The 21,072-nt window shown below is 72.6% G+C and carries 21 protein-coding genes, 3 pseudogenes and 1 other annotated feature; of the genes and pseudogenes, 9 read left to right on the top strand and 15 right to left on the bottom strand.

Annotated features, from left to right (window positions below):
- Nucleotides 1-92: 92 nt before the first annotated feature.
- Nucleotides 93-191 carry a DUF7144 family membrane protein gene (locus ACK586_RS25620; RefSeq protein ID WP_425330391.1) on the bottom strand — a complete coding sequence of 33 codons (99 nt, stop codon included), beginning with the start codon at nt 189-191 and terminating at the stop codon, nt 93-95.
- Nucleotides 192-229: 38 nt separating this feature from the next.
- On the opposite strand from ACK586_RS25620, the gene ACK586_RS20735 reads away from it, so the two are divergent.
- Nucleotides 230-1,000 (top strand): enoyl-CoA hydratase/isomerase family protein, encoded by a 771-nt coding sequence (locus tag ACK586_RS20735; RefSeq protein ID WP_409332408.1) that lies wholly within the window; start codon nt 230-232, stop codon nt 998-1,000.
- A 311-nt stretch (nt 1,001-1,311) separates the two neighbouring features.
- Nucleotides 1,312-1,605: a hypothetical protein gene (locus tag ACK586_RS20740; RefSeq protein ID WP_409332409.1), complete on the top strand. Its 294-nt coding sequence runs from the start codon at nt 1,312-1,314 to the stop codon at nt 1,603-1,605.
- 185 nt (nt 1,606-1,790) lie between these two features.
- Here ACK586_RS20740 and ACK586_RS20745 read toward each other — a convergent pair whose 3' ends face one another.
- The 3 genes and pseudogenes from ACK586_RS20745 to ACK586_RS20755 all read right to left on the bottom strand — a co-directional run bounded on the left by ACK586_RS20745 (nt 1,791) and on the right by ACK586_RS20755 (nt 4,153).
- The gene (locus tag ACK586_RS20745; protein ID WP_409332410.1) at nt 1,791-2,678 is read right to left on the bottom strand and encodes an alpha/beta fold hydrolase; all 888 of its coding nucleotides are present in this window, start codon (nt 2,676-2,678) and stop codon (nt 1,791-1,793) included.
- A 162-nt stretch (nt 2,679-2,840) separates the two neighbouring features.
- Nucleotides 2,841-3,912: pseudogene (locus ACK586_RS20750) on the bottom strand (IS3 family transposase).
- Nucleotides 3,519-3,635 (bottom strand) — a sequence feature (AL1L pseudoknot). (Overlaps the previous pseudogene by 117 nt.)
- A 31-nt stretch (nt 3,913-3,943) precedes the next feature.
- Nucleotides 3,944-4,153, bottom strand: a complete 210-nt coding sequence (locus ACK586_RS20755) for a PAS domain-containing protein (RefSeq protein ID WP_409332411.1) — start codon at nt 4,151-4,153, stop codon at nt 3,944-3,946.
- Between the two features lie 325 nt (nt 4,154-4,478).
- Here ACK586_RS20755 and ACK586_RS20760 point away from each other — a divergent pair, with 325 nt between their 5' ends.
- Nucleotides 4,479-5,261, top strand: coding sequence for an alpha/beta fold hydrolase (locus ACK586_RS20760; RefSeq protein ID WP_409332412.1), 783 nt, complete (start codon nt 4,479-4,481; stop codon nt 5,259-5,261).
- Between the two features lie 152 nt (nt 5,262-5,413).
- Here the strand turns inward: ACK586_RS20760 and ACK586_RS20765 are convergent, their stop codons facing one another.
- From ACK586_RS20765 to ACK586_RS20810, 10 genes are all read right to left on the bottom strand, one after another.
- Nucleotides 5,414-6,697 carry a glutaminase gene (locus tag ACK586_RS20765; RefSeq protein ID WP_409332413.1) on the bottom strand — a complete coding sequence of 428 codons (1,284 nt, stop codon included), beginning with the start codon at nt 6,695-6,697 and terminating at the stop codon, nt 5,414-5,416.
- Nucleotides 6,698-6,893: 196 nt separating this feature from the next.
- Complete coding sequence (locus ACK586_RS20770) at nt 6,894-8,099, bottom strand: FAD-dependent monooxygenase (protein WP_409332414.1); 1,206 nt, start codon at nt 8,097-8,099, stop codon at nt 6,894-6,896.
- Nucleotides 8,100-8,412: 313 nt separating this feature from the next.
- A complete protein-coding gene (locus ACK586_RS20775) occupies nt 8,413-8,757 on the bottom strand; it encodes an ArsR/SmtB family transcription factor (protein WP_409332415.1) in 345 nt (114 codons plus the stop codon).
- Nucleotides 8,757-9,155, bottom strand: a complete 399-nt coding sequence (locus ACK586_RS20780) for a putative quinol monooxygenase (protein ID WP_409332416.1) — start codon at nt 9,153-9,155, stop codon at nt 8,757-8,759. The genes ACK586_RS20775 and ACK586_RS20780 overlap by 1 nt, the downstream gene beginning before the upstream one ends.
- A gap of 140 nt (nt 9,156-9,295) precedes the next feature.
- Complete coding sequence (locus tag ACK586_RS20785; RefSeq protein WP_409332417.1) at nt 9,296-9,472, bottom strand: hypothetical protein; 177 nt, start codon at nt 9,470-9,472, stop codon at nt 9,296-9,298.
- A 74-nt stretch (nt 9,473-9,546) separates the two neighbouring features.
- Nucleotides 9,547-11,106: a multicopper oxidase family protein gene (locus tag ACK586_RS20790; protein ID WP_409332418.1), complete on the bottom strand. Its 1,560-nt coding sequence runs from the start codon at nt 11,104-11,106 to the stop codon at nt 9,547-9,549.
- Entirely contained in the window at nt 11,103-12,335 is a 1,233-nt protein-coding gene (locus ACK586_RS20795; RefSeq protein WP_409332419.1) for an FAD-dependent oxidoreductase, read from the bottom strand. Before ACK586_RS20795 ends, ACK586_RS20790 begins: the two co-directional genes overlap by 4 nt.
- A gap of 195 nt (nt 12,336-12,530) precedes the next feature.
- Nucleotides 12,531-13,220 (bottom strand): response regulator transcription factor, encoded by a 690-nt coding sequence (locus ACK586_RS20800; protein ID WP_409332420.1) that lies wholly within the window; start codon nt 13,218-13,220, stop codon nt 12,531-12,533.
- A complete protein-coding gene (locus ACK586_RS20805) occupies nt 13,217-13,345 on the bottom strand; it encodes an ATP-binding protein (protein ID WP_409332421.1) in 129 nt (42 codons plus the stop codon). The genes ACK586_RS20800 and ACK586_RS20805 overlap by 4 nt, the downstream gene beginning before the upstream one ends.
- Before the next feature lie 462 nt (nt 13,346-13,807).
- Complete coding sequence (locus tag ACK586_RS20810; protein ID WP_409332422.1) at nt 13,808-14,080, bottom strand: hypothetical protein; 273 nt, start codon at nt 14,078-14,080, stop codon at nt 13,808-13,810.
- A 194-nt stretch (nt 14,081-14,274) separates the two neighbouring features.
- On the opposite strand from ACK586_RS20810, the gene ACK586_RS20815 reads away from it, so the two are divergent.
- From ACK586_RS20815 to ACK586_RS20830, 4 genes are all read left to right on the top strand, one after another.
- Nucleotides 14,275-14,649 carry a transposase gene (locus ACK586_RS20815; protein WP_409332423.1) on the top strand — a complete coding sequence of 125 codons (375 nt, stop codon included), beginning with the start codon at nt 14,275-14,277 and terminating at the stop codon, nt 14,647-14,649.
- Between the two features lie 143 nt (nt 14,650-14,792).
- Nucleotides 14,793-16,004 (top strand): alpha-hydroxy acid oxidase, encoded by a 1,212-nt coding sequence (locus ACK586_RS20820; protein ID WP_409332424.1) that lies wholly within the window; start codon nt 14,793-14,795, stop codon nt 16,002-16,004.
- A 38-nt stretch (nt 16,005-16,042) separates the two neighbouring features.
- Nucleotides 16,043-17,044, top strand: coding sequence for an acetamidase/formamidase family protein (locus ACK586_RS20825; protein ID WP_409332425.1), 1,002 nt, complete (start codon nt 16,043-16,045; stop codon nt 17,042-17,044).
- 19 nt (nt 17,045-17,063) lie between these two features.
- Nucleotides 17,064-17,825 (top strand): SDR family NAD(P)-dependent oxidoreductase, encoded by a 762-nt coding sequence (locus ACK586_RS20830; RefSeq protein ID WP_409332426.1) that lies wholly within the window; start codon nt 17,064-17,066, stop codon nt 17,823-17,825.
- 86 nt (nt 17,826-17,911) lie between these two features.
- Here the strand turns inward: ACK586_RS20830 and ACK586_RS20835 are convergent.
- Nucleotides 17,912-18,331, bottom strand: a pseudogene (locus tag ACK586_RS20835) (YncE family protein); the annotation flags it as partial.
- Between the two features lie 109 nt (nt 18,332-18,440).
- On the opposite strand from ACK586_RS20835, the gene ACK586_RS20840 reads away from it, so the two are divergent.
- Nucleotides 18,441-19,130, top strand: a complete 690-nt coding sequence (locus ACK586_RS20840) for a site-specific integrase (protein ID WP_409332427.1) — start codon at nt 18,441-18,443, stop codon at nt 19,128-19,130.
- A gap of 660 nt (nt 19,131-19,790) precedes the next feature.
- A pseudogene (locus ACK586_RS20845) lies at nt 19,791-21,071 on the top strand (amidase); the annotation flags it as partial.
- Between the last annotated feature and the right edge of the window lies 1 nt (nt 21,072).

Consider the following 21,072-nt stretch of genomic DNA (forward strand, 5'->3'; position numbering starts at 1 on the left):
TCGGACGGAAGTCCCTCGACCACCTGCTCGAAAGACTTGCCGACCACGAACCGCTGGCCGCATGACCCCCGACGTTCCAACGGTGGGGACCACTAGCGACCGCGGAGCTCGCCGCCGTGCACGGTCAGGGCGTAGACGACCAGGACGTTGACCGCGATCGCGATGCAGCTCCACGCCGGGTAGGTCGCCAGGTAGGCCGGTCCTGCTCCCCACGATTGGTCCTCGACCTGTGAGCACGTCCCCCGTCCTGCTCGAGCGGGCCGGCGCCCTGGCCCGGCTGGTGCTCCATCGGCCGGAGCGACGCAACGCCCTCGACGACACGCTGATCGACGCGCTCGACGGGGCGCTCCGGGAGGTCACGGCCGCGCCCGACTGCCGCGCGGTGGTGATCACCGGCGCCGGCCCGGCGTTCTGCGCCGGCGGGGACATCGCGGCCAACAGCGATGTCGACGTCCCCGGTGCGCTGGCCCGGCAGCGCCGGTTCCTGGAGGTCGGTGAGCGGCTGCTGCGGCTACCCAAGCCCACCGTGGCCGCTGTGAACGGTGCGGCGATCGGTGCCGGGCTCTCCCTCGCCCTGCTCTGCGACGAGGTCGTGCTGCACCGCGCGGCGAAGCTCTCGTTCGGCTTCCTGCCGATCGGGCTGCCGCCCGACCTGCTCTCGGTGGTGACGGTGCAGCGCCGTGCCGGGTGGACCGTGGCCGCCGACCTCTTCCACACCGGCCGGCTGATCCCCGCCGAGGAGGCCGTGCAGCTGCGGCTGGCCCACGAGGTGGCCGACGACGACGCGCTCGCTGCCGCGACCGCCCGGGCGGAGGTCCTGGCCCGCCTCTCGCCGGTCGCCTTCGCCGCGACGAAGGCGCTGCTGCGCCAGGCCGCGCCGTCGGCCACCGCCGTGGCGGACGTCGAGGCCCTCGCGGTCGCGGTCGCGGTCGGCACCGACGAATTCCGCGCCGCCACCGAGCGCTTCCGGTCGCGCCCGGCCGCGCGGCCGCGTGAGTGAGCCGGACCGGCGGGACCGGTCCGAGAGCGGAGCGGGTGACCGGGACCGGACCGGTACGGCCAGCTCGGAAGGCTGGGAACTCGGAGCCCCCTGTCCGCGGAGTGGCGTCCACCGAGGTGGTGCGCGACGGCCCCGGGACCAGCGGGCCCTCCGCGTAGAGGCGGCCACCGCGTGATCTCCTGGATGACCTGCCACCGTCCTCCAGGAGGCTGCGCGACGACCGCTCCGGGCGGTGTCGACCCTGCCCACTCCCTGCACGTGCGGCGGTGAGACCGGGTCACAGGCGACGAGCGTCACCGGTAGGGGATGACATGAAGCTGGTGGAGCTGAGAGGACAGGCGGGGGACGGGCGCGAACACGTCCTGGCGGCGGTCCGGCCGCTGGAGGCCGCGGCAGCTGACGACTACGCCGCCCAGTTACGACATCTGGTCCGGGATATCTCCGACCTGCGCTTGGCCGTCGGGACAGCGCCCGTCCTCAGCGTGAGCGGTGAGACGGCCGCCCCGCCGCCCGCGCCTGCCGACACGCTCCCGGCCGCGCTGGCGCGCGCTGGCCGGGCCGTTCCCGACGACCGCCACGCCGCTGAACCCGACCCCGGCTCCTGACCGACGACGGACGTGCGACCGGCGCGACGGCTGCCTCAGCGGCCACCTCCGCGCGAGCGAGACCAGGGCTGAGGGCTCGCCGGCGTGGTCGTCCGGACCGCACCAGTGGCGCTACCTGCACGACGCGACACTCAGGGCGGAGGCCCGCGAGGACCTCCGGAACGGCGGCGGGGCAGGGAGGTGGGCTAAGTCCACCGGGCGATGAACTCGATCGTCGCGGTGTTGACGTCCTCGGGATTCGTGGCGCTCAGGAAGTGCTGACCGTCGTCGACGACGCGAAGCTCGGCGTCCGCGCTGTTGACGAAGAGCCCGACCTCTTCCTGGGCATTTGCGACGGAGTAGACCCGGTCTGCAGTGCCATGCATCCACAGGACCGGGCACCGCACGCTGTCGAGGCGCCTGTGGAGGCCGTCGCGGTCACTCAGATTGATGGTGCTGATCCGAAGGCGCTCACGGCCCGCATCGCCGACGTAGTTCTGCTGGTGCGTCGTGTGCCAGAACGTGCGCTCCTCGGGCGGCACGTTCTCGCCGAACCCCTCCGCGAGGACGGCGTCGACGAGCTCAGTCGGGATCACCCAGTCATCGCCGACGTTCTCGGCGAGTGCGGCGATGGCCGGCGCGCAGAAGCCGACCCCGTCCCAGCACCCGAGGTCGCGGCTGCGCGGGCTTTCGAAGTCCATCGAGGTGCCGAGCGGAATGATGCCCTTCACGGTGTCGGGGGCGAGCATGGCCATGCGGGCCGCTATCCACCCGCCTTGGGACGTGCCCAGGACGAACGCCTCGCGGATGCCGAGCGCGTCGAGGACCTGGAGGCTCGCGATCGCGGAGTCCCAGTATGTGAACTGCTTGTACGCGGCACGGGTCTGACCGTGACCGTAGGGCTCGATGGCGAGCAGGTTCGCGGTGGCGGTGAGCCTCTCGTCCGCGAACTGGGGTCGGTAAAGCTCCGCCGAGGTGGTGAACGAGTTGACCATCACCAGCGTCGGGAGAGAGGCGTCGTAGGCTTTGCCGAGCCTGTAACCGATGGTCGAGGTGCCGAGATGGGGCACCGCCAACGTCTCTGCGTCACTCATGTGCTCTCCACGTTTCTAGGGACGGGCGCACGGCAGGCCGTCCTGAGGGCGAAGGATCCGGCCATCGTGGCCTCGCACTCGGCACCGGTCAAATGCCCGAGGTTCGGATGGTGGCCGATCCAAGCGGTCGCATGGAGCCGGGGGGACTGTCCCGCCCCGGGTTCAGTGGAGGCCCGGAACTGACGCGGCGACGGTAGTCGCCGCGGTGGTGTGCCGGTAGAAGTGCTCTTCGTGCTCGGCCGGTGGAACGAGGCCGATCTCGTCGTGCAGGCGTCGGTGGTCGAATCAGTCGACGTTCCCCCACTTCGTGGGAGGTGCCCCCATCGGGGGTGGCGAACTCGAGGTCGTCGATGCCGTTCCACGGGCCGCGGTTGCGCACCAGTTCCGCCTTGAACAGCGAGTTGAACGCCTGGGCCAAGGCATTGTCGTAGGAGTCGCCGGTGGAGCCTACCGAGGCCACGGCGCCGGCCTCGGCCAGGCGCTGGGTGTAGCGCACCGCGAGGTACTGCCCTTGTCCGAGTGATGCACCAGGCCGCCGACCTCCCGGCCGGCGCGCCGGCGGGTCCAGGTGCCCATCGCCCAGTGCGTCCGGGCCGGTGCCGGGCACCGTGGTCCGCGGGCCCTTCGCCCGGCTGATGCCGCGCAGCCCGGCGCTGCGCATCAGCCGCTCGACGGTGCAGCGGGCCACCCGGTGACCCTTACGGCGCAGCCCGGCGTGCATCTTGCGGGCGCCGCGGACGCCGTAGTTGTCGGCGTGCGTCTTCTCGATCACCGCCGTGGTCACCGCATCCGACCTGACCGGGCCGAGGGCGGCCGGGTGCGGTGCGCGTAGTAGGTGCTTGGGGCGATCTGCAGCTGTGCGCAGATCGGCTCGACCCCGAAACGTTCCCAGTGCTCGTCGATGAACTCGACGATCACTTCAGTCGGCGGTCGAGCTCCGCCTGGGCGAAGAACGCTGACGCAGTCTTGAGGTTTCTTTCGCACGGCGCAGCTCGCGGACCTCACGCTCGAGCTCGGCGATCCGCCGCGCCTCCTCGGTCGTCGTGCCTGGCCGGTCGCCGCCGTCGATCTCGGCCTGCAGGACCCAGTTGCGCAGCGTCTCGGCGTTGATCCCCAGCTGCTCACTCACCCGCTTCAACGCCCCGGACCGGGTGGCCGGGTCACGCCGAGCCTCGACCGCCATCCGGGTCGCCCGCTCCCGCAGCCCGTCGGGGTACTTCCTCGGTGCTGCCATGACTCATCCTCACGTGGATTGAGAGCCTCCATCAGACCCGGGGCGGGATGACCAGGACGTCCGAGAGGAAGCGGTCGATCATGCCGGTGGCCGGGCGACCGGTGAAGCGCTCGACCGCCGGGTTGGCCAGCAGGATGCGTCCGTCGCCGTCCACGACGCAGATCAGCGTGGCGGTGGTCTCGACGAGGGCGTGCGCGAGCTGCGCGGCGGAGGGCCGGACGGTCTCGAGCTGAACGGCCACGGTGCCCCTCCGGTCGGTGGCCTGTAGGGCAGGGGTCCGGTAGCGCCTGTCGGCCATCCCGACGGCGCACGCGACCTGCTCGTCATCGGTACCGAGAGGCCGCGATTGACGGTGCGGCCGGCGCTCTCCCTCTACCGGGTTACGGCCGATCGGAGCTACCCGGTGCCCCCGTGGGGACGAGCCCGGGCCGGACGCACCCGCACCACCCGCCCTCGCGGCGTCCTCGGGACCGGACGCAGGCGACAGCGAAGCCGCCCCGAGAGACACTCGAGGAGAAGTGCGGGAGAGGCGTGGACGGATGCCCGAGGAGACCATCCACCGAGCCGTGAGCGCCGACGGCACCGTGATCGCCGGCAGGGCGCACGGTGCAGGCCCGCCGGTGGTCCTGATCCACGGTGGAGCCGGTGACGGGGAGGCCAGCTGGCGGACTCTGCTCCCGTTCCTCGGCGATCGGTTCCGGTGGTATGCCCTGAGCACGCGTGGCCGTGGCCTGAGCGCCGATCACCCGGACCGCTCGCTGCGCGCGCTGACCGACGACGTCGTCGCCTTCGTCGAGGCGATCGGCGAGCCCGCCGGGGTGTTCGGGCACTCGAGCTCGCTGGCACTCGCCGCCGCGGCGCGCACGCCCGCGATCGTCGCCGTGGCCGTCCACGAACCCGCGGTACCGGCGCTGGACCACGACGGCGAGGACGCGGCCATCGAGCGCATGATGGCCGCGGCCGCGGCGGGACGGCACGCCGAGGCGGCCGGCATCTTCTTCGCCGAGAGCGGGCTGTTCACCGACGGCGAGGTCGACGCACTGGCGTCCAGCGGGGCCTACGACGTCGTCGCGCCGAACGTCCCGGTCTGGTGCGCCGAGATGGCCGAGTACGCCGGAGCCGTCGACCCGGCGGTGCTCGAGGAGGTCCGGTTCCCGGTCCTCCTGCTCCGTGGGACCGACACCGCGGCGTGGTTCGCCGAGTCCGTGGCGTTCGTGGCGGACCGTCTCGCCGGCTCGAGGGTGCGCGACATCGCCGGTGGCGGCCACATGGCTCCGCTGCTCCGGCCGGCAGAGGTCGCCCGCGAGCTGACCGACTTCTTCGACGAGACGCTTCCGTCGGCAGGCTGAGGGGCGACCGCGCGGACGGGAGCGGCGTGCCGGGGTGCCCGGGGCCTGGGCCGACCCAGCGGGTGCCCGGGTCGTCGTGGGCGCGCGGAGTCGGTACGAGCAGGTGCGGGCCGACCGCCCGAGCGCGGCCCGCCGGCGTGTCGGCACGGAGGTCAGACCCGCTCGTAGCCCTCCAGCGGCGCCAGTGAGCTCCACCGTTCCGGGAGCTGCACGACCGCCTGCTCGGACAGGGGCAGGACGTGGTCCGGGTCGAGCAGCGCCACCTCGGCGCCGTCCAGCTGCAGGCGGCGGAGCATCTCCGCGAGCATCCGCCGGGCGACGTCGTTCACCGACGACACACGCCGGAGATCCAGGACGAACACCGCGACGGGGATGCCGTCGGTCACCGTCCGCAGCACCCGCTCCGCGCTGCTGAACTGCAGGGAGCCCTGGAGGCTGCACACGCGCGCGAGCAAGCCGTCGGGGCCACGAAGCGTCCGGTCCCGTCGAACCGTCGACCGCGCCGGCTCCGGGGCCTGCATGATGTGCAGCCCCATGTCGGCGGACATGCGGGTGCACAACCGGACTCCCCGGGTGCTGTTGCCGTGGGCGTCCAGCCTCGGGGAGAAGGTGGCCATCCCGAGCTGCCCGGGCATCACCCCGAGGATGCCTCCGGAGACGCCGCTCTTCGCCGGGAACCCGACCGTGGTCATCCAGTCCCCGGCGGCGTCGTACATGCCGCAGCTCATCATCACGCTCAGCACCTGTCGGGCCACCTCGACCGGCACGACCTGCGTGCCGGTGGTGGGCTGCACACCACCCCCGGCGAGAGTGGCCGCCATGGTCGCCAGGTCGGCGGCGGTCACCGAGATCGCGCACTGCTGGGTGTATCCGCGGACCACGTCCCGCGGATCCTGGGAGATCACGCCGTAACTGCGGAGCATGTTGGCGATGGCCAGGTTGCGGTAGGCCTGCGACATCTCCGACTCGTAGATGTTCCGGTCCACGTGCAGTTCACGGCCGGCGAAGTCCGACATCGTTCGCCTCACCCGCTCCACCCGGGTGTCGACGTCGTCCCCGGGATCGCCGATCAGGGCGTGCGCCGTGAGCGCCCCGGCGTTGATCATGGGGTTCCGGGGCCGCCTCGACTCCCGTTCCAGCGAGAGCTCGTTGAACGCCTCGCCGCTGGGCTCCACGCCGATCGACTCCAGGACGTCGTCCAGCCCGCGCTCGGCCAGGGCCAGGGCGTAGGCGAACGGCTTCGAGATCGACTGGATGGAGAACTCGGACCCGCTGTCGCCGGCGCGGTAGAGCGTTCCGTCGATCGTCGACAGGCACACGGCGAGCCGGTCCGGGTCGGCCGACGCCAACTCGGGGATGTAGCTCGCGAGGGCACCCGCGTCGTCGCCGCAGGCGTCCAGGATCTCCGCCAGGTAGTCGGGTACCGGTGATCTCACTGCTTCGCCTCTCCTCGCCGGCGGCGCGCCGACGACGCATGTTCGCATCCTGGTGTCGCGGGCCGTTCAGATGACCGGCGCGGCGGCGGGCGGCATCGACCTGTGGCGCGGGGACGATGTCGAACCGCGTGCGCGCCCCCGGGCCGCCCGCGAGGTCGCGCGCGTCGGGGGAGTGCGGCGTGGGCGAAGGCGCCCTTCACACGCCGGCTCGCGCGCCGACCGCGGTGGCGTCGTAGCCGTAGATCCAACCGCTCGCCACCAACGGGTCTGCCTCGGCGAGCGCGGCGTCACGGGCCCGCTGCTCGGGTCCGTCCGGCAGGTGGTTGACGTCCGCCCGCGCGTGGCTCATCTCCTGGAGCCGGGTGGCCCGCTCCATCCGCAGGGCCTGGTAGCGCTGCAGGGCACGTCGAGGGGAGGCCGAGTCGGCGGCCAGGCAGTTCGCGAGCACGGCGGCGTCCTCGATCGACTGGGCGGCGCCCTGGGCGAAGAAGGGGAACATCGGGTGGGCGGCGTCACCGATGAGCGTCAGCGGGCCGGAGGTCCAGCGGGGCAGGGGCGCGCGGTCGAGGAGCGCCCACCTCCCCGGCGTTCCGGCGGCGCGGATGAGCGCGGTCAGCCGTCCGTCCCAGCCGGCGAACTCGGCCAGGAACTCCTCCACGGTGGCGGTGGCGCTCCAGCTCTCGACGGTGACGTCGCCGGCGGGCGCGAAGGCCACCAGGTTGATCGCGGCACCGCCGGAGATCGGGTAGTGGACCAGGTGGCGGCCCGGGCCGAGCCACAGCGTCTGCGCGCGGCGGCGGCTGAACGTGGGTGCCCGGTCCGCGGGGACCGTGGCCCGGAAGGCGCACATGCCCGAGTAGGTCGCGGGCGCGGGCTCGGTGACGGCGCTCCGGACGGTCGAGTGGACGCCGTCGGCGCCCACCACGACGTCGGCCTCCACCTGCGTTCCGTCGGCGAGGCGCAGCACCGCGTGGTCGTCGTGGACGTCGACGGCGAGGCAGCGGCTGGCGAGGCGGATGGCGTCGTCCGGTACGGAAGCGCGCACCGCATCCAGCAGGTCGGCCCGGTGACTCGTGTAGCTGCGCTCGCCGTAGAGCCGTTCGCACGCCCCGGACAGGTCTTCCGAGGAGAGCACGCGACCGTCCTCCCAGCGCCGGAACTCCCAGCCGACGTCGAGCGGCACCGCCCGCCGCAGGAACCGGTCCAGCACACCGAGGTGCCGGAGCAGCCGCACGGCGTTGGGGGCGACGACCAGGCCGGCGCCGACCTCACCCAGCTCGCGGGCCTGCTCGTACACCGTGCAGGCCAGTCCTGCCCGGTGCAGGAACCCGGCCGCCGCCAGCCCCCCGATGCCGCCGCCGACGACGGCGATCCGGGGAAGGGTGTCGGATGACGAGGGCATCGTGGGGCTCGCTCTCTCGAGGGGCTCGGACGCGGCGCGTCGACGACCGGAGGAGGTCGATCGCGGCCTGAGCCCGTGGACCTCGGCGTCCAGGATCCGCGTGGGCCGCCGAGTCGGCGCGCCGGGTCGAGGCTGTGTCGAGCTCGAGATCGTGCTGCCCTGGCCTCTGAGCCGCAGAGGCACCGGGGGCGGTGCGGTGTCCCAGGGACGACACGGCACTTCCGCACACGCGTCCTCGGCACCTCCACCCGCGAGGGGTGAGGCGTTGAGCTGCACGGAGGTGCAGGCTCGGCCTTGCGCCACCGGGGGCAACTCACGCGCCGCCGTCGGTGCCGCCCTCGGGTGGCTGGGGCTCGATGTTGGCCAGCACGGAGTCGAGCAGGCCCGGGAACCGCTTCTCCAGCTCGTCGGTGCGCAGCGCAACGTACTGCTGGTTGCCCCTCCGGGTGCGGCGCAGGACGCCGCTCTCCCGCAGTACGCGGAAGTGGTGCGAGGCGTTGGACTTGCTCAGTCCGAGCCCGGCGTAGACCAGCGAGCACTCGCACTCGCCGAGCGCGTGCATCGAGGCGACCATGTGCAGGCGGACGGGATCGCCGAACCCGCGCATGATGTCGGCCAGGCCGATCCGGTCGAGGTCCGGGTGCGGGATGTCGCGCATCAGACCTGCGGCGCGGTGAAGACCTGCTTGCTCATCAGCACGTCGACCTTCTGCACGTGTGCGGGGACAGCGAGGATGGCGTTCATCCGCTCGACGTCCCGGAAGATGTCGCCTCCGCCGCCCTCGACGTGAGCGCGACGTCCGGCGATGTCGGGGAACACCTCGAAGATCGCGAATGTCGTCGGGCCGTGCTGGACGGCGTACCAGGGACCCGTGGCCGGCTCGTCCTGCACGCAGCGCAGGATGTCGGCCAGCATCGTCCGGACCTGCTCGGTCGTGTCGGGGCGCGCCTCGATCAGGATGGAGAACGCCTTCACGCCCTCATCGCCCTCGGGGCCGGTCATGACCACGCCCCGGTGTCGCTCGTCGGCAGTCGTGCCCACAGCGGGCTCTGTCATCGTGCTGCTCCGTTCCGGCGGCGACTGGTTCAACGGTTTCTATACCACTGATGTCCGACGTCACCCTCCCGGGGACGGGGGAAGCGCTCCCCTTCGGAGACCGAGCTCGACGGCGGTCGTGACCGGCGCCCGAGCTGAGGTCACGCGCTCGGTTCTGCGCGTTGGCCGCGCGCCGGCTCGTCGCCCCCGAGCACCCCGGTCAGGGTTCCGGTCGTCGCGAGCAGCAGGACCGGTACGTAGACGCGGATGACAGCGGCTGCTCCATCCAGGACGCCGTCCCGGAGTGCGACGAGGTAGGCCCGGCGGGTTCCGATCATGTCCGGTCCCTCGCGAGGGGGCGGGGCGCGTGCGGTGGCCGGTCACCTGTCGTGCTGTCACGGAGGCGGGCTGCTCATCGGGTGCGTCCGCTGGTTCCGTGGTCGTGCGCTGCCGGAGGACGGCCGGGTTCCTGACCTGGGTCGAGCACGACGAACTGGGCCATCATGCCGCGGTCCTCGTGCCGCAGCAGGTGGCAGTGGATCATGAAGGGCAGGTCCGGGTCGGCGTGGCCGGTGAAGTGCACGAGGATCCGGGTGGTGCTCTCCGGGGCCAGGTAGACGGTGTCCTTCCAGCCGGACAGCTCCGGGCCGGGGGCCCCGCCGTCGACGTCGAGGACGGTGAACCGGGCACCGTGCACGTGGATGTTGTGCGGCGCTCCGTCGGAGGTGTCGATCTCCCACAGCTCGGTGGTGCCGGCGAGGACGGCCTCGTCGATCCGGTCCATGTCCATCCGCCGGCCGTTGATGCTGACGCCGGAGAATCGGAACTGCCGGGTGGCCACCGCGTCGGACGGGTCGAGCCCGGGCGCCTCGGCCAGCCGGTCGGGAACTCCCGGTGCGCGGTCGAGGCGGTCGGTGGCCCGCAACTCCAGGATGTCGAAGCTGTCGTCGCCGCCGGCGAACCGGCCCGTCCAGGGATCGGTGCCTAGGTCGGGCGGGGTGCTGCGCAGCACCACGCGCTCGGCCGGCCGCAGGACGACGACGATCTCGGCCCGCTCGCCGGGGGACAGCCGCACCGAGTCGGTGCGGTGTGGTGCGGGCAGCAGCCCGCCGTCGGTGCCGATGAGGGCGAACTCCCGGCCGTCGTCGAGGCCGAAGTCGTACACCCGCGACACGGAGGCGTTGAGCAGCCGCAGCCGGATCCGCTCGGTGGTGACGTCGTGGTAGGCGCCGATCGTGCCGTTGGCCACGATCGTGTCCCCGAGGTGTCCGACGGGGCTGAACGGATGCTCGGCCCGGCGGAGCTGGCCGTCGCCGTCGAAGGCCTGGTCCTGGACGATGACCGGGAGGTCGTCGACGCCGTAGTCGTCGGGCAGGTCCAGGGCCTGGCTGGTGGTGTCCTCCAGGATGAACATGCCGGCCATGCCGCTGCGCACCTGCTCGGCGGTCGCGCCGTGCGGATGCGGGTGGTACCAGGTGGTCGCGGCGGGCTGGTCCACCGTCCAGGACGGGCTCCAGGTCTCGCCGGGGGCGATCTCCTGGTGCGGGCCGCCGTCCATGGCCGCAGGGAGCTCGTGGCCGTGCCAGTGCACGGTGGTCATCTCGGGCAGGTCGTTGGTGACGTCGATGCGAACGCGTTCGCCGCGCTCGGCGCGCAGCGTCGGCCCGAGGTAGGCGCCGTCGAAGCCCCGGGTTCGCGTGGCGCCGTCGCCGATGCCGAAGTCGGTGCTGCCGGCGGTGGCGCGGAGCTGGAAGACCCGGGTGCCGTCCTCGATGCGGGACGGCGCGAGCGGCGGGATCGCCAGAGGGCGGTCGAAGGCGACCCGCCCGGTGGTGTCGGTGACGGCGCGTGCCCAGGTGAGCGCCAGGACGCCGAGTCCGGCCAGAGCGAGGACGAGCAGGACCAGCAGCGCGCGGATCGCCCACTGCCGGGCGGTGCGCCGCGGGCGGACGGCAGCGCCGGCGGTGCTCATCGGGCCACCGCCGTGGAGGCAGGGGCGGACGCGGAGGTGTTCCAGTCGATGTGGTGGTCCCACATCCAGCGCAGCGGATCGCGGCCGTCGCGGAACAGCCGGCGCATCACGACCGGGAGGACGAGGTCGCGGACGGCGCGGCCGACCGGGCCGGCGGTCTTGCCGCTGCCGTTGCGGCGTCCCTGAGCCCTGACCTTCTCGACGCGGACGCGGCGCAGCTGCTCGTATCGGGCGAGAGCGGCGGGCGCGTCGTCATGGTCGCGCAGGCACTGGGCGAGGACGACGGCGTCCTCGATCGCCAGCGCGGCTCCCTGGCCGGCGGAAGGTGATACGGCGTGCGCGGCGTCGCCGATGATGACGGTGCGCCCGTCGTGCCAGGTGGGCACCGAGGGCAGGTCGTAGGTGATCCAGCCGGCGAACACGTCGTCGGTCGCCCGGATCAGGTCGACGGCCGGGATGCGGTCGTCGGCGAACAGGTCCAGCAGCCGGGCGCGCCACAGCTCGGCGGGTACCGCGGCGAGGTCCTCGGGGTCGGGCTCGTCGCGCACCGGCGGGTTGGCGAACCACCAGACCTCCCCGTCGGGGGCCGTGGTCCAGCCGAAGAAGGCGCGGCGGCCGAAGCAGAAGTGGGAGACCCCGGGCGGGCCGGGGACGTCGACGCCACGGGCGTAGCCCCCGGTGTTGAGGAAGCCGACGTAGCTGGCGCCGGGGGCGGCGGGGTCGAGCAGCCGCCGGACGGTGGAGCGGATGCCGTCGGCGCCGACGAGCACGTCGGCGTCCGCGGTGCTGCCGTCGGCGAACCGTGCGCGGACGCCGGCGTCGGTGTGCCGGATGCCGGTGAGCCGCTTGCCGTACCGGGTGTGGATGCCGCGCCGGTGGGCCTCGTCGCGCAGCGCGGCGTAGAGGTCCGGCCGGCGGATGGTGAGGGCGTGGGTGCCGTCGGGGAGTGTGCCGCCGTTGGGGACGTCGGCGAGGAGCCGGCCGTGCCCGGTGAGCATCACCATGCGCGGGGTGGCGAAGCCGCGGGCGAGAACGGTGGCGTCCATGTCGACGGTGCGCAGGGCGTCGATGCCGTTGAGGCCGAGGCCGAGGAAGGCGCCGACGCCGTCGGCGTCGGTGGCGTGGGCCTCGTACACGGTCGGTTCGATGCCGGCGCGGTGCAGGGCAACGGCAGCCACCGGGCCGGCGATGCCGCCGCCGATCACGTGTGCGGTGCGAACTCGGGTCATGGCGTGTCCCGTGCGATGGGGGTCGGGGGTCCGTCGCCGGCCGGTCCCGGAGTGATCGAGTGGTGGGCCGCGCGACGTGACCGACGCTAGGAACGCGGGCCCCTCCGGCCATCCGCGTGAGGGCGCGACCCCGCTACCGCATCGGGAGCAGGAGCGACCGGGTCAGGGTGCCGCGTTCGGCGGACGAGTTCCGGGTCAGTGCGGCCCGACGAGCCCGGTCTCGTGGGCGATGACCACCAGTTGCGCCCGATCGCGGGCGTGCAGCTCGGTCATCGCCCGGTTGACGTGGGTCTTGGCCGTGGCCGGGCTCATGAACAGGGTCCGGCCGATCTCGGCGGTGCTCAGCCCGCGACCCACCAGGGTGACCACCTCGCGCTCGCGTGGGGTGAGCGCGTCCAGCCGTTCCGGCTGCTTGGGCCGCTGGTCGGGCTGCGACCGGAACGTCTCGAGCAAGCGGCGGGTCACGCTGGGGGAGAGCAGCGCATCACCGGCGGCGACGACGTGCACCGCCCGGCGCAGGTCCTCGGGTTCGACGTCCTTGAGCAGGAACCCGCTGGCACCGGCCCGCAGGGCGTCGGCGATGTAGTCGTCCTGCTCGTAGGTGGTGAGGACGACGACGCGGACGGCCTCCCGCGGTCCCTCGGTGGTGAGGATGCGGCGGGTGGCCTCGATGCCGTCCATCACCGGCATGCGGATGTCCATGAGCACCACGTCGGGCGTGTGCTGCCGGACCAGCGCGACTGCTTCCGCGCCGTCGGCGGCCTCGGCGACCACCTCGATGTCCCCGTCCCGTTCGAGCACGAGGCGGAACCCGGCGCGGACCAGTGCCTGGTCGTCGGCGAGCACCACCCGGACGGCGCGGTCACCGGCGCCCGTGCCGATCACCGCGCCGCCTCGGGGACCGGCAGCGTCGCGGACACCCGGAAGCCGCCGCGGGGTCGGTTCCCGGCCGACAGGTCGCCGCCCAGCGCCCGGACCCGTTCGGTCAGCCCCAGCAGACCGGCGCCCACCAGACGCTCAGCTCTGCGGCCGACGTGATGGGGGTGGACGAACGTGGTGTCGATGGCACGGCCGCAGCGTCGCCCGCGACGGGGACAGCGGGAGCGTCTTCCCACAGAGCACCGGCCCGCCGGCAATCCTGTGGGTCGACGGCAGGCAATCACCCGCGTGACGTCCACGGACGACGAGAAGGCCCCGCCGACCGGCGGGGCGTTCTCTTCTGTGTCCGAGGGGCGACACGGTGCTTCCGCACACGGCTGAACGGGCTGCGCTGCGCTCCGCGTGCGAGGTGGTCGAGCGGGGCACTCGTCGGACTCGCCGGCACGGGGGCCGTTGCGCAGGTCCTGCTGGCCGCTTGGGCCCTGCAGCGGAACGGGCACCTTCCGCCCGCGGCGAGCGCCCGGCACGGGCTATGAGCCGACGACGCGGCCACCGGGCGAGCCGGCCCATAGCGAGCGGGCGGTCTTCGGAGGTCAGACGACGGCCGGCTGGCCCGCGACGATCACGGACCGCTCGTCGACCGCGAAGACGTCATTGATCGCGTTGTCGCCGACGAGCTGATCGAGGACGCCATCGAGCACCTCGCGGCTTGGAACCCGCCACAGGCACAGGGCCCGGGCGGTGTCGGTCGCGGTACAGGTGGACATCAGGTCCACGCCCTCGGGCAAGGTGCTGAGGTCGGCGTTGGCCAGCATCTGCTCCCACCGGCCGCCGTCCCGGATGGTGTGAACGACTCCGAAGTACATGACTGCCTCCTGGATCACGGACTCCGTGGAACGCGGCCAGAATGCTCGCGGAACAGATCGGCGGACAGAGCCCTGTGGCTCTGCTGCGCACGCTTTTCCCTGGCCACCCAGGAGCCCCGGTGGGGCATCGGTTGCCCCGGCTTCTCGCGTGGGTGCGACCCGCTGCCGCGGGTTCACCGGCGCGGCGGCCAGCGATGTCACGAGGCCCTTCTGGTGCCACGACACCACACGGCCCCCGGGTCGGGCCCGGGCGACCACGCACCCGCCCGGACTACCTGCTGGCCGACAAGGGCTACAGCTCCGAGGCCAACCGGCAGCTACTGCGTTCCCGCGGAATCGCGCACACGATCCCGGGGAAGAGCGACCAGGCCGCCAACCGTCGCCGCCGAGGCTCCCGCGGAGGTCGACCGCCCGGGTTCGACAAGGCCCGCTACGCACGGCGGAACACCGTCGAACGTGGCTTCTGCCAGCTCAAGCAGTGGCGAGGCCTGGCGACACGCTACGACAAGCACGCCGTCAACTACCTCGGGGCGGTCCACCTCTGCGGACTACTGGGCTGGCTTCCATGATCCGCCAGACACTCCCTACTAGGGCAGCCCGCCGGCCCGCCTCTGAGTCGCTCACGGGGGGCGACCCGGTGCCCCGGCGGCGGTCGTGGTCTCCCGGCGGTGCAGGATCGACCGGCTGCGGCACCAGGTGGCAGGGTGAACGCGTGCTCCAGCGGCGGGTTCCACGATGGTCGGAGTTCTCCGAGCTGGTCCGGCCGCGCCGATTGCCGGGCGACGCGCTCGATCGGCGGCTGGCCCGGGCGGCGACGGTCGGCGACCTCCGCAAGATCGGCCGCCATCGCGTGCCGCAGGCGGTGTTCGACTACACCGACGGGGCCGCGGGCGCGGAGATCTCGCTGCGCCGGTCCCGCGAGGCGTTCGAGCGGGTCGAGTTCCTGCCGAACGTGCTGCGCGACGTCAGCGTGGTCGACCCGACGACGACGCTGCTCGGCGCACCGTCGGCCCTGCCGCTGGCCTTTGCCCCCACCGGCTTCACCCGGCTCATGCACGCCGAGGGAGAGGGCGCGGTCGCCCGCGTCGCGGAGCGCAGCGGCATCCCGATGGCGCTGTCGACCATGGGCACGACGTCGGTGGAGGTGCTGGCCGAGACCGCACCCAGCGCCCGGAAGTGGTTCCAGCTCTACCTGTGGCGCGACCGCGACGCCAGCCGCGCCCTGGTCCAGCGGGCGAAGGCAGCCGGCTTCGAGGCGCTGGTGCTGACCGTCGACACCCCGGTCGCCGGGCCGCGGCTGCGCGACGTCCGCAACGGCTTCTCCATCCCGCCCGCGCTGACCCTGCGCACGTTCGCGAACGCCGCCGTCCACCCGCGCTGGTGGATCGACCTGCTCACGACCCCGCCCCTGGAGTTCGCCTCGTTGCAGACGTGGGGCGGCACGGTCGCCGAGCTGGTCGACCGGGTCTTCGAGCCGGCCGCCACGATCGCCGACATCAGTGAGCTGAAGGCGTCGTGGCCGGGTGCCCTGATCGTCAAGGGCGTCCAGAGCGTGGACGACGCCCGCGCCGTCGTGGACGCCGGGGCCGACGCCGTCGTCGTCAGCAACCACGGCGGTCGGCAGCTCGACCGGGCGCCGGTGCCGCTCGAGCTGCTGCCCGCCGTGGTGGAGGCCGTTGGGAACCGCGCGGAGGTGTACGTCGACGGCGGGATCCTCGACGGCGCCGACGTCGTCGCCGCGGTCGCGATGGGGGCGCGGGGCTGCCTCGTCGGCCGGGCGTTCCTCTACGGGCTCATGGCCGGCGGCGAGCGCGGCGTGCAGCGCGTCGCCGACATCCTGACCAAGGAGATCACCCGCACCATGCAGCTGCTCGGCGCGACGACCGTCGCCGAGCTCGCGGGCAAGGCCCGGCTGCGGCCCTGAGCATTGCCGCGCGGACCTGCGTCTTCCTAGGGTGGCGTATGGACGTCGTCGAGATCGTGCCCACGTTCGAGCAGTACGCGTTCACCTTCGGCGGGGTCGCCCCGCTGCGCCGCATCCAGCCCGGGACGGCGCTGCGGCTGTGGTCCGACGACGCGTTCTGCGGCGCGCTGCGGTCGGTCAAGGACCTCTCCAGCGAGAAGGTCGACCTCCGCTACGTCAACCCGCAGACCGGTCCGTTCTACGTGGAGGGCGCCGAACCCGGCGACACCCTCGCGCTGCACCTCGTAGCCCTCGAGCCGGCGCGCGACTTCGGCGCCTCCGCGGCGATCCCGTTCTTCGGCGGCCTGACCAGCACCGACCGCACCGCCACCCTGCAGGACCCGCTGCCGGACACCACCTGGATCTACGAGCTGGACCGCGCGAGGAACACCGTCACCTTCGTGGCCCAGCACACCGAGCTGGCCGTGGAGCTGCCGGTCGAGCCCATGCTCGGCACGGTCGGCGTCGCGCCGCCCGGGGGAGAGGTGCGCAGCTCGCTGGTGCCCGAGCGGTTCGGCGGCAACATGGACACCCCGCAGATGCGCGCGGGGACGACGTGCTTCCTCGGCGTCAACGTCGAGGGCGCACTGTTCTCGATCGGCGACGGCCACTACCGCCAGGGCGAGGGCGAGGCCTGCGGCACCGCTGTCGAGGGCGCCATGACGACGACGCTGATCGTCGAGCTGATCAAGGGGGGCGCACCAGCCTGGCCGCGCCTCGAGGACGACACCCACTGGATGACGGTCGGCTCGAGCCGGCCGCTGGAAGACGCCTGGCGGATCGGCCAGGCCGAGCTCGTGCACTGGTTCGGCGACCTCTACGGCCTGCACCGGATGGACGCCTACCAGCTGCTCTCGCAGATCACCGAGGTGCCGATCGCCAACGTCGTCGACGCGAACTACAGCGCCGTCGTCAAGGCCCGCAAGTCCCTGCTGCCGCCGGCCTCGGCCTACGGCGGCCTGCACGCCGAGCTCCGTTCCCGCGCTCAGCAGCTTCACTGACCAAGGAGGCACGAACCGCATGGATCTCCACCTCAACGGCTCCCGGGTGCTCGTCACGGGAGGCACCAGGGGCATCGGGCGAGCGATCGTCGAGGCGTTCGCCGACGAGGGCGCCGTCGTCGAGTTCTGCGCGCGGGACGCCGCCGAGATAGAGATGACCGAGAAGGCGCTGGCCGGCCGCGGCTCCGGGGTGCGCGGGGTGCAGCTCGACGTCCGCAACGCGCCTGCGCTCACCGCGTGGGTGGACGCCGCCGCGGACCGGCTCGGCGGGATCGACGCCGTCGTCGCCAACGTCAGCGCGCTGGCCGTGCCCGATACCGAGGAGAACTGGTACACCTCCTTCGAGGTCGACCTGATGCACACGGTGCGGCTGGCCAAGGCGGCGCTGCCGCACCTGGAAGCCAGCGACAACGGGTCGATCGTCGCCATCTCCAGCGTCTCGGGCCGGGAGGCCGACTTCGCCGCCGGCCCGTACGGGACGATGAAGACGGCGCTGGTCGGCTACATCTCGGGCCTGGCCTTCCAACTGGCCGGCCGCGGGGTGCGCGCCAACGTCGTCTCGCCCGGCAACACCTACTTCGAGAACGGCTTCTGGCAGAGCGCCGAGAACGACCTGCCCGACCTCTACGGCATGGCCCTCGGGCTCAACCCGACCGGCCGGATGGGCCGGCCGGAGGAGATGGCGAAAGCCGCCGTCTTCCTGTCCAGCCCGGTCTCCAGCTTCACGACCGGGACCCATCTCGTCGTGGACGGCGCGCTGACCCGCGGCATCCAGCTGTAGCGCACCGGGTGTGCCGGGCCAGCCGGTGATGCCCGTGTGCCCGAGCGACCAGCGTCGCCGGCTACGGCTGCACGCAGCGCCCCGTGCGGACCCTTCGCGATCGGGATGCGGGCGAGCAGGTGCCCGTCGACGGTGGACAGCACGTACACCTCGGCGTCGTAGTGCCCGGACAGCCACAGCTGGCCGCCGTCGGCGGTCACCCCGCCCATGTCCGGGCTGGAGTTCGGGATCGGCCGCGACGTCAGGACGGCGCCGGTGCGTGGGTCGAGCACGCTGACGCTGTTGTCCATCCTGTTGGACACGAACATCCGGGTGCTGTTGCGGCTCAGGTAGATGCCGTGCGCGCCCATGCCCGTGGGAATCTGACCGATGACCTGCGTCGCCGCGCCGTCGAGCACCCACAGACCGCCCCGGTCGGAGTCGGCGATGCAGAACCGTGAGCCGTCGGGGGACAGCTTGATGTCCTGCGGTCCCATGTGGGTGTGCCGGACCGGCATGTCGATCATGCGCAGCAGGCTCCGCTTGGCGATGTCGACGACCGCCACCCGGCCGGCGAACTCGCACGTGAAGACCGCGAGCCGGCCGTCGGCGGCTTGTATCGCTGCGAGTGGGGGTGTGGCTCTCCACAGAGGACTGGCGCCTGAGGCCCGCCCGCCGGAGACGCAGGCCTGGACCGCGGCCGAGCTCGGCCGCTTCCTGCGTTGGGCCGACGCCTACGACGGGGACGCAGCGATGGCCTGGCGTCTGCTCGCGGCCACCGGCATGCGCCGCGGTGAGGCGCTGGCCCTGCGGTGGCGGGACATCGACCTGGACGCCGGCCGGCTGGCGGTGCGCCGCAGCATCGGTGTGGTCAAGAACAAGGGAGCCGGCCAGCAGCTCGTCGAGGGTTCGACCAAGACGGGTCAGTCCCGGGTGGTCGACCTGGACGCCGGCACCGTGGTGGCGCTACGTGCCTATCGCGCGGCCAGGCAGGAGGTCGCTCGCGAGCTCGTCCGGGACGGCGCGCTGGTCCTGAGCAACGTCGACGGCACGCCCCGGCATCCGGAGCGGTTTTCCCGCCAGTTCATCACCCACCTCGCACGGGCGCGCCGAGCGCTGGGAGACGAGCAACTCCCGGCGATCCGTCTGCACGACCTCCGCCACACCCACGCCAGCCTGCTGCTGGCCGATGGCGTGCCCGTGAAGGTCGTCTCCGAGCGCCTGGGGCACGCCAACGCCACCATCACGCTCACCGTCTACCAGCACGTCCACCCCGGCATGGGCCGCGAGGCCGCGGACCGCTTCGCCGCCCTGCCGGAGGGCTGACGGAGCGCCATAAGTATCAGATAGGTACCACGAAGCCTTGAGACCTTGAAGTTGAACCGCCCCGGGCCTCTGACCTGCAGAGACCTGGGGCGGTGCGGTGTCCGAGGGGCGACACGCTACATACGCACACGGCTGCCGGTAGGCGGTTGAAGAGCGTCAAAGCGTCGACCACATACTCCGTTGGCGTCCTCGTGGTCACCCTCTTCGCGGTCCGCTCCCGAGCCGACGCTCGCGTCCTCCGGAGCGGTGACGGCGTCGCGCGGCCTCGACCTGTGGCAGCGAGGTGCCCAGGAGTTGGAGGTCGCCGCGGGGCGGCTGGCACAGGTTGAGCCGCGCATCGCGCAGCTCCTCCGGCCATAGTGCCAGGGCGATGGCGCCGATCGCCGGCGGCGCGTCGAGCAGCCGCCCGTTCTGCCCGGCGGTGGAGTCGGCGTAGGGCGCCAGCAGCGCAGCGAGCCGCTGCGTTGGCCGCGCTGGCGTGCTCTGTGCCGCTGCGCGTGCGGCCACCGGTGGACCGCGCCAGCGCCCCGCTCGTCAACCGTCCACCATGTTCGGACATCCGGCGATCTTGACGCGACCAAGTGGCGTGACTGGATGTCGATGACCTGCGACCGGTGGTCGAAGACCCCGCTCGCCACCCGCAGACGGGAGACCGCGCCGATGACCACGAGACCTGATGCAGCCCCCGCGGGCACTCCGCTGTGGAAGCGCGGAGCCGGCGAGCTCGCCGGGCGGATCGCCACGGGAGCGGTGACCTCCTCGGAGGTGGTGGATGCCCACCTGGACCGAATCGACGAGGTCAACGGGCACGTCAACGCCGTCGTCCGGGTCTTGCGAGACGAGGCCAGGGCGGCGGCGCGGGAGGCTGACCGGGCCGTGGCCGAAGGCCGTCCCCTCGGCCCGCTGCACGGCGTCCCCTGCACGGTCAAGGAGAACGTCGACGTCGCCGGCACGCCGACGACGGAGGGGATCCCCGCCCTTGCCGAGGCGGTTGCCGCGCAGGACGCCCCGCTGGCGGAGCGGCTCCGGGCGGCGGGCGCGATTCCGATCGGCCGGACCAACATGCCCGACTTCGCACTGCGCATCCACACCGACTCCAGCCTGCACGGGCTGACCCGCAACCCATGGGACCCGACGGTCACTGCGGGTGGTTCCAGCGGTGGCGATGCGGCGGCGCTGGCGGCCGGGATGACGCCGCTCGGCATCGGCAACGACATCGGCGGCTCGTTGCGTAACCCGGCGCACGCCTGCGGCATCGCTTCCATCAAGCCGACCACCGGACGCGTGCCAGAGGCGCACGCCAACGAACCCTTCGACGCGGGCCTGAGCGTGCAACTGATGCAGGTCAACGGCGTCATGGCGCGCACGGTGGCCGACGTCCGGTTGGGCCTGTCGGTCATCGCCGGCCCGCACGTCTGGGACGCGACCACGGTCCCCGTGCCGCTGGAGCTGCCGCGCCCGCAGGGGCCGCTGCGGGTCGCGCTCATCGCGGCGCCGCCCGGCGGGGAGACCGACCCCGGCGTCGAGGACGTCGTGCGGCGGGCCGGGGACACCCTGCAGGCAGCCGGCTACGAGGTCGAGGAGGTCCTGCCGCCGATGTACGAGCAGGCCCTCGACGTCTGGGGCCGGTGGCTGCTCGCGGACGTGCGCGCGATGCGCCCGCTGCTCCAGCAGCTCATGGGCGCCGACGGCATGCGGTTCCTCGACTTCGTCGATCCGCTCTACGCGGAGCTGACCGTCGAGACGCTGGTCCAGACGTTCGTCGAGCGACGCACGATCGCGCGGCAGTGGGCCGAGTTCATGGCCCGGTATCCGCTGATGCTCTCGCCGATCTGGACCCAGCCGGCGTTCAAGGCCGGCTTCGACATCGACAGCGCGGAGAGCGCGGCGGCGACGATACGGCTGCTGCGCCCGGTCATGCCGGCCAATGTCCTCGGGCTAC

Origin of the sequence: Trujillonella humicola (assembly GCF_046233715.1) — a bacterium.
In the GTDB taxonomy this organism is placed as follows: Bacteria; Actinomycetota; Actinomycetes; order Mycobacteriales; family Geodermatophilaceae; genus Trujillonella; species Trujillonella humicola.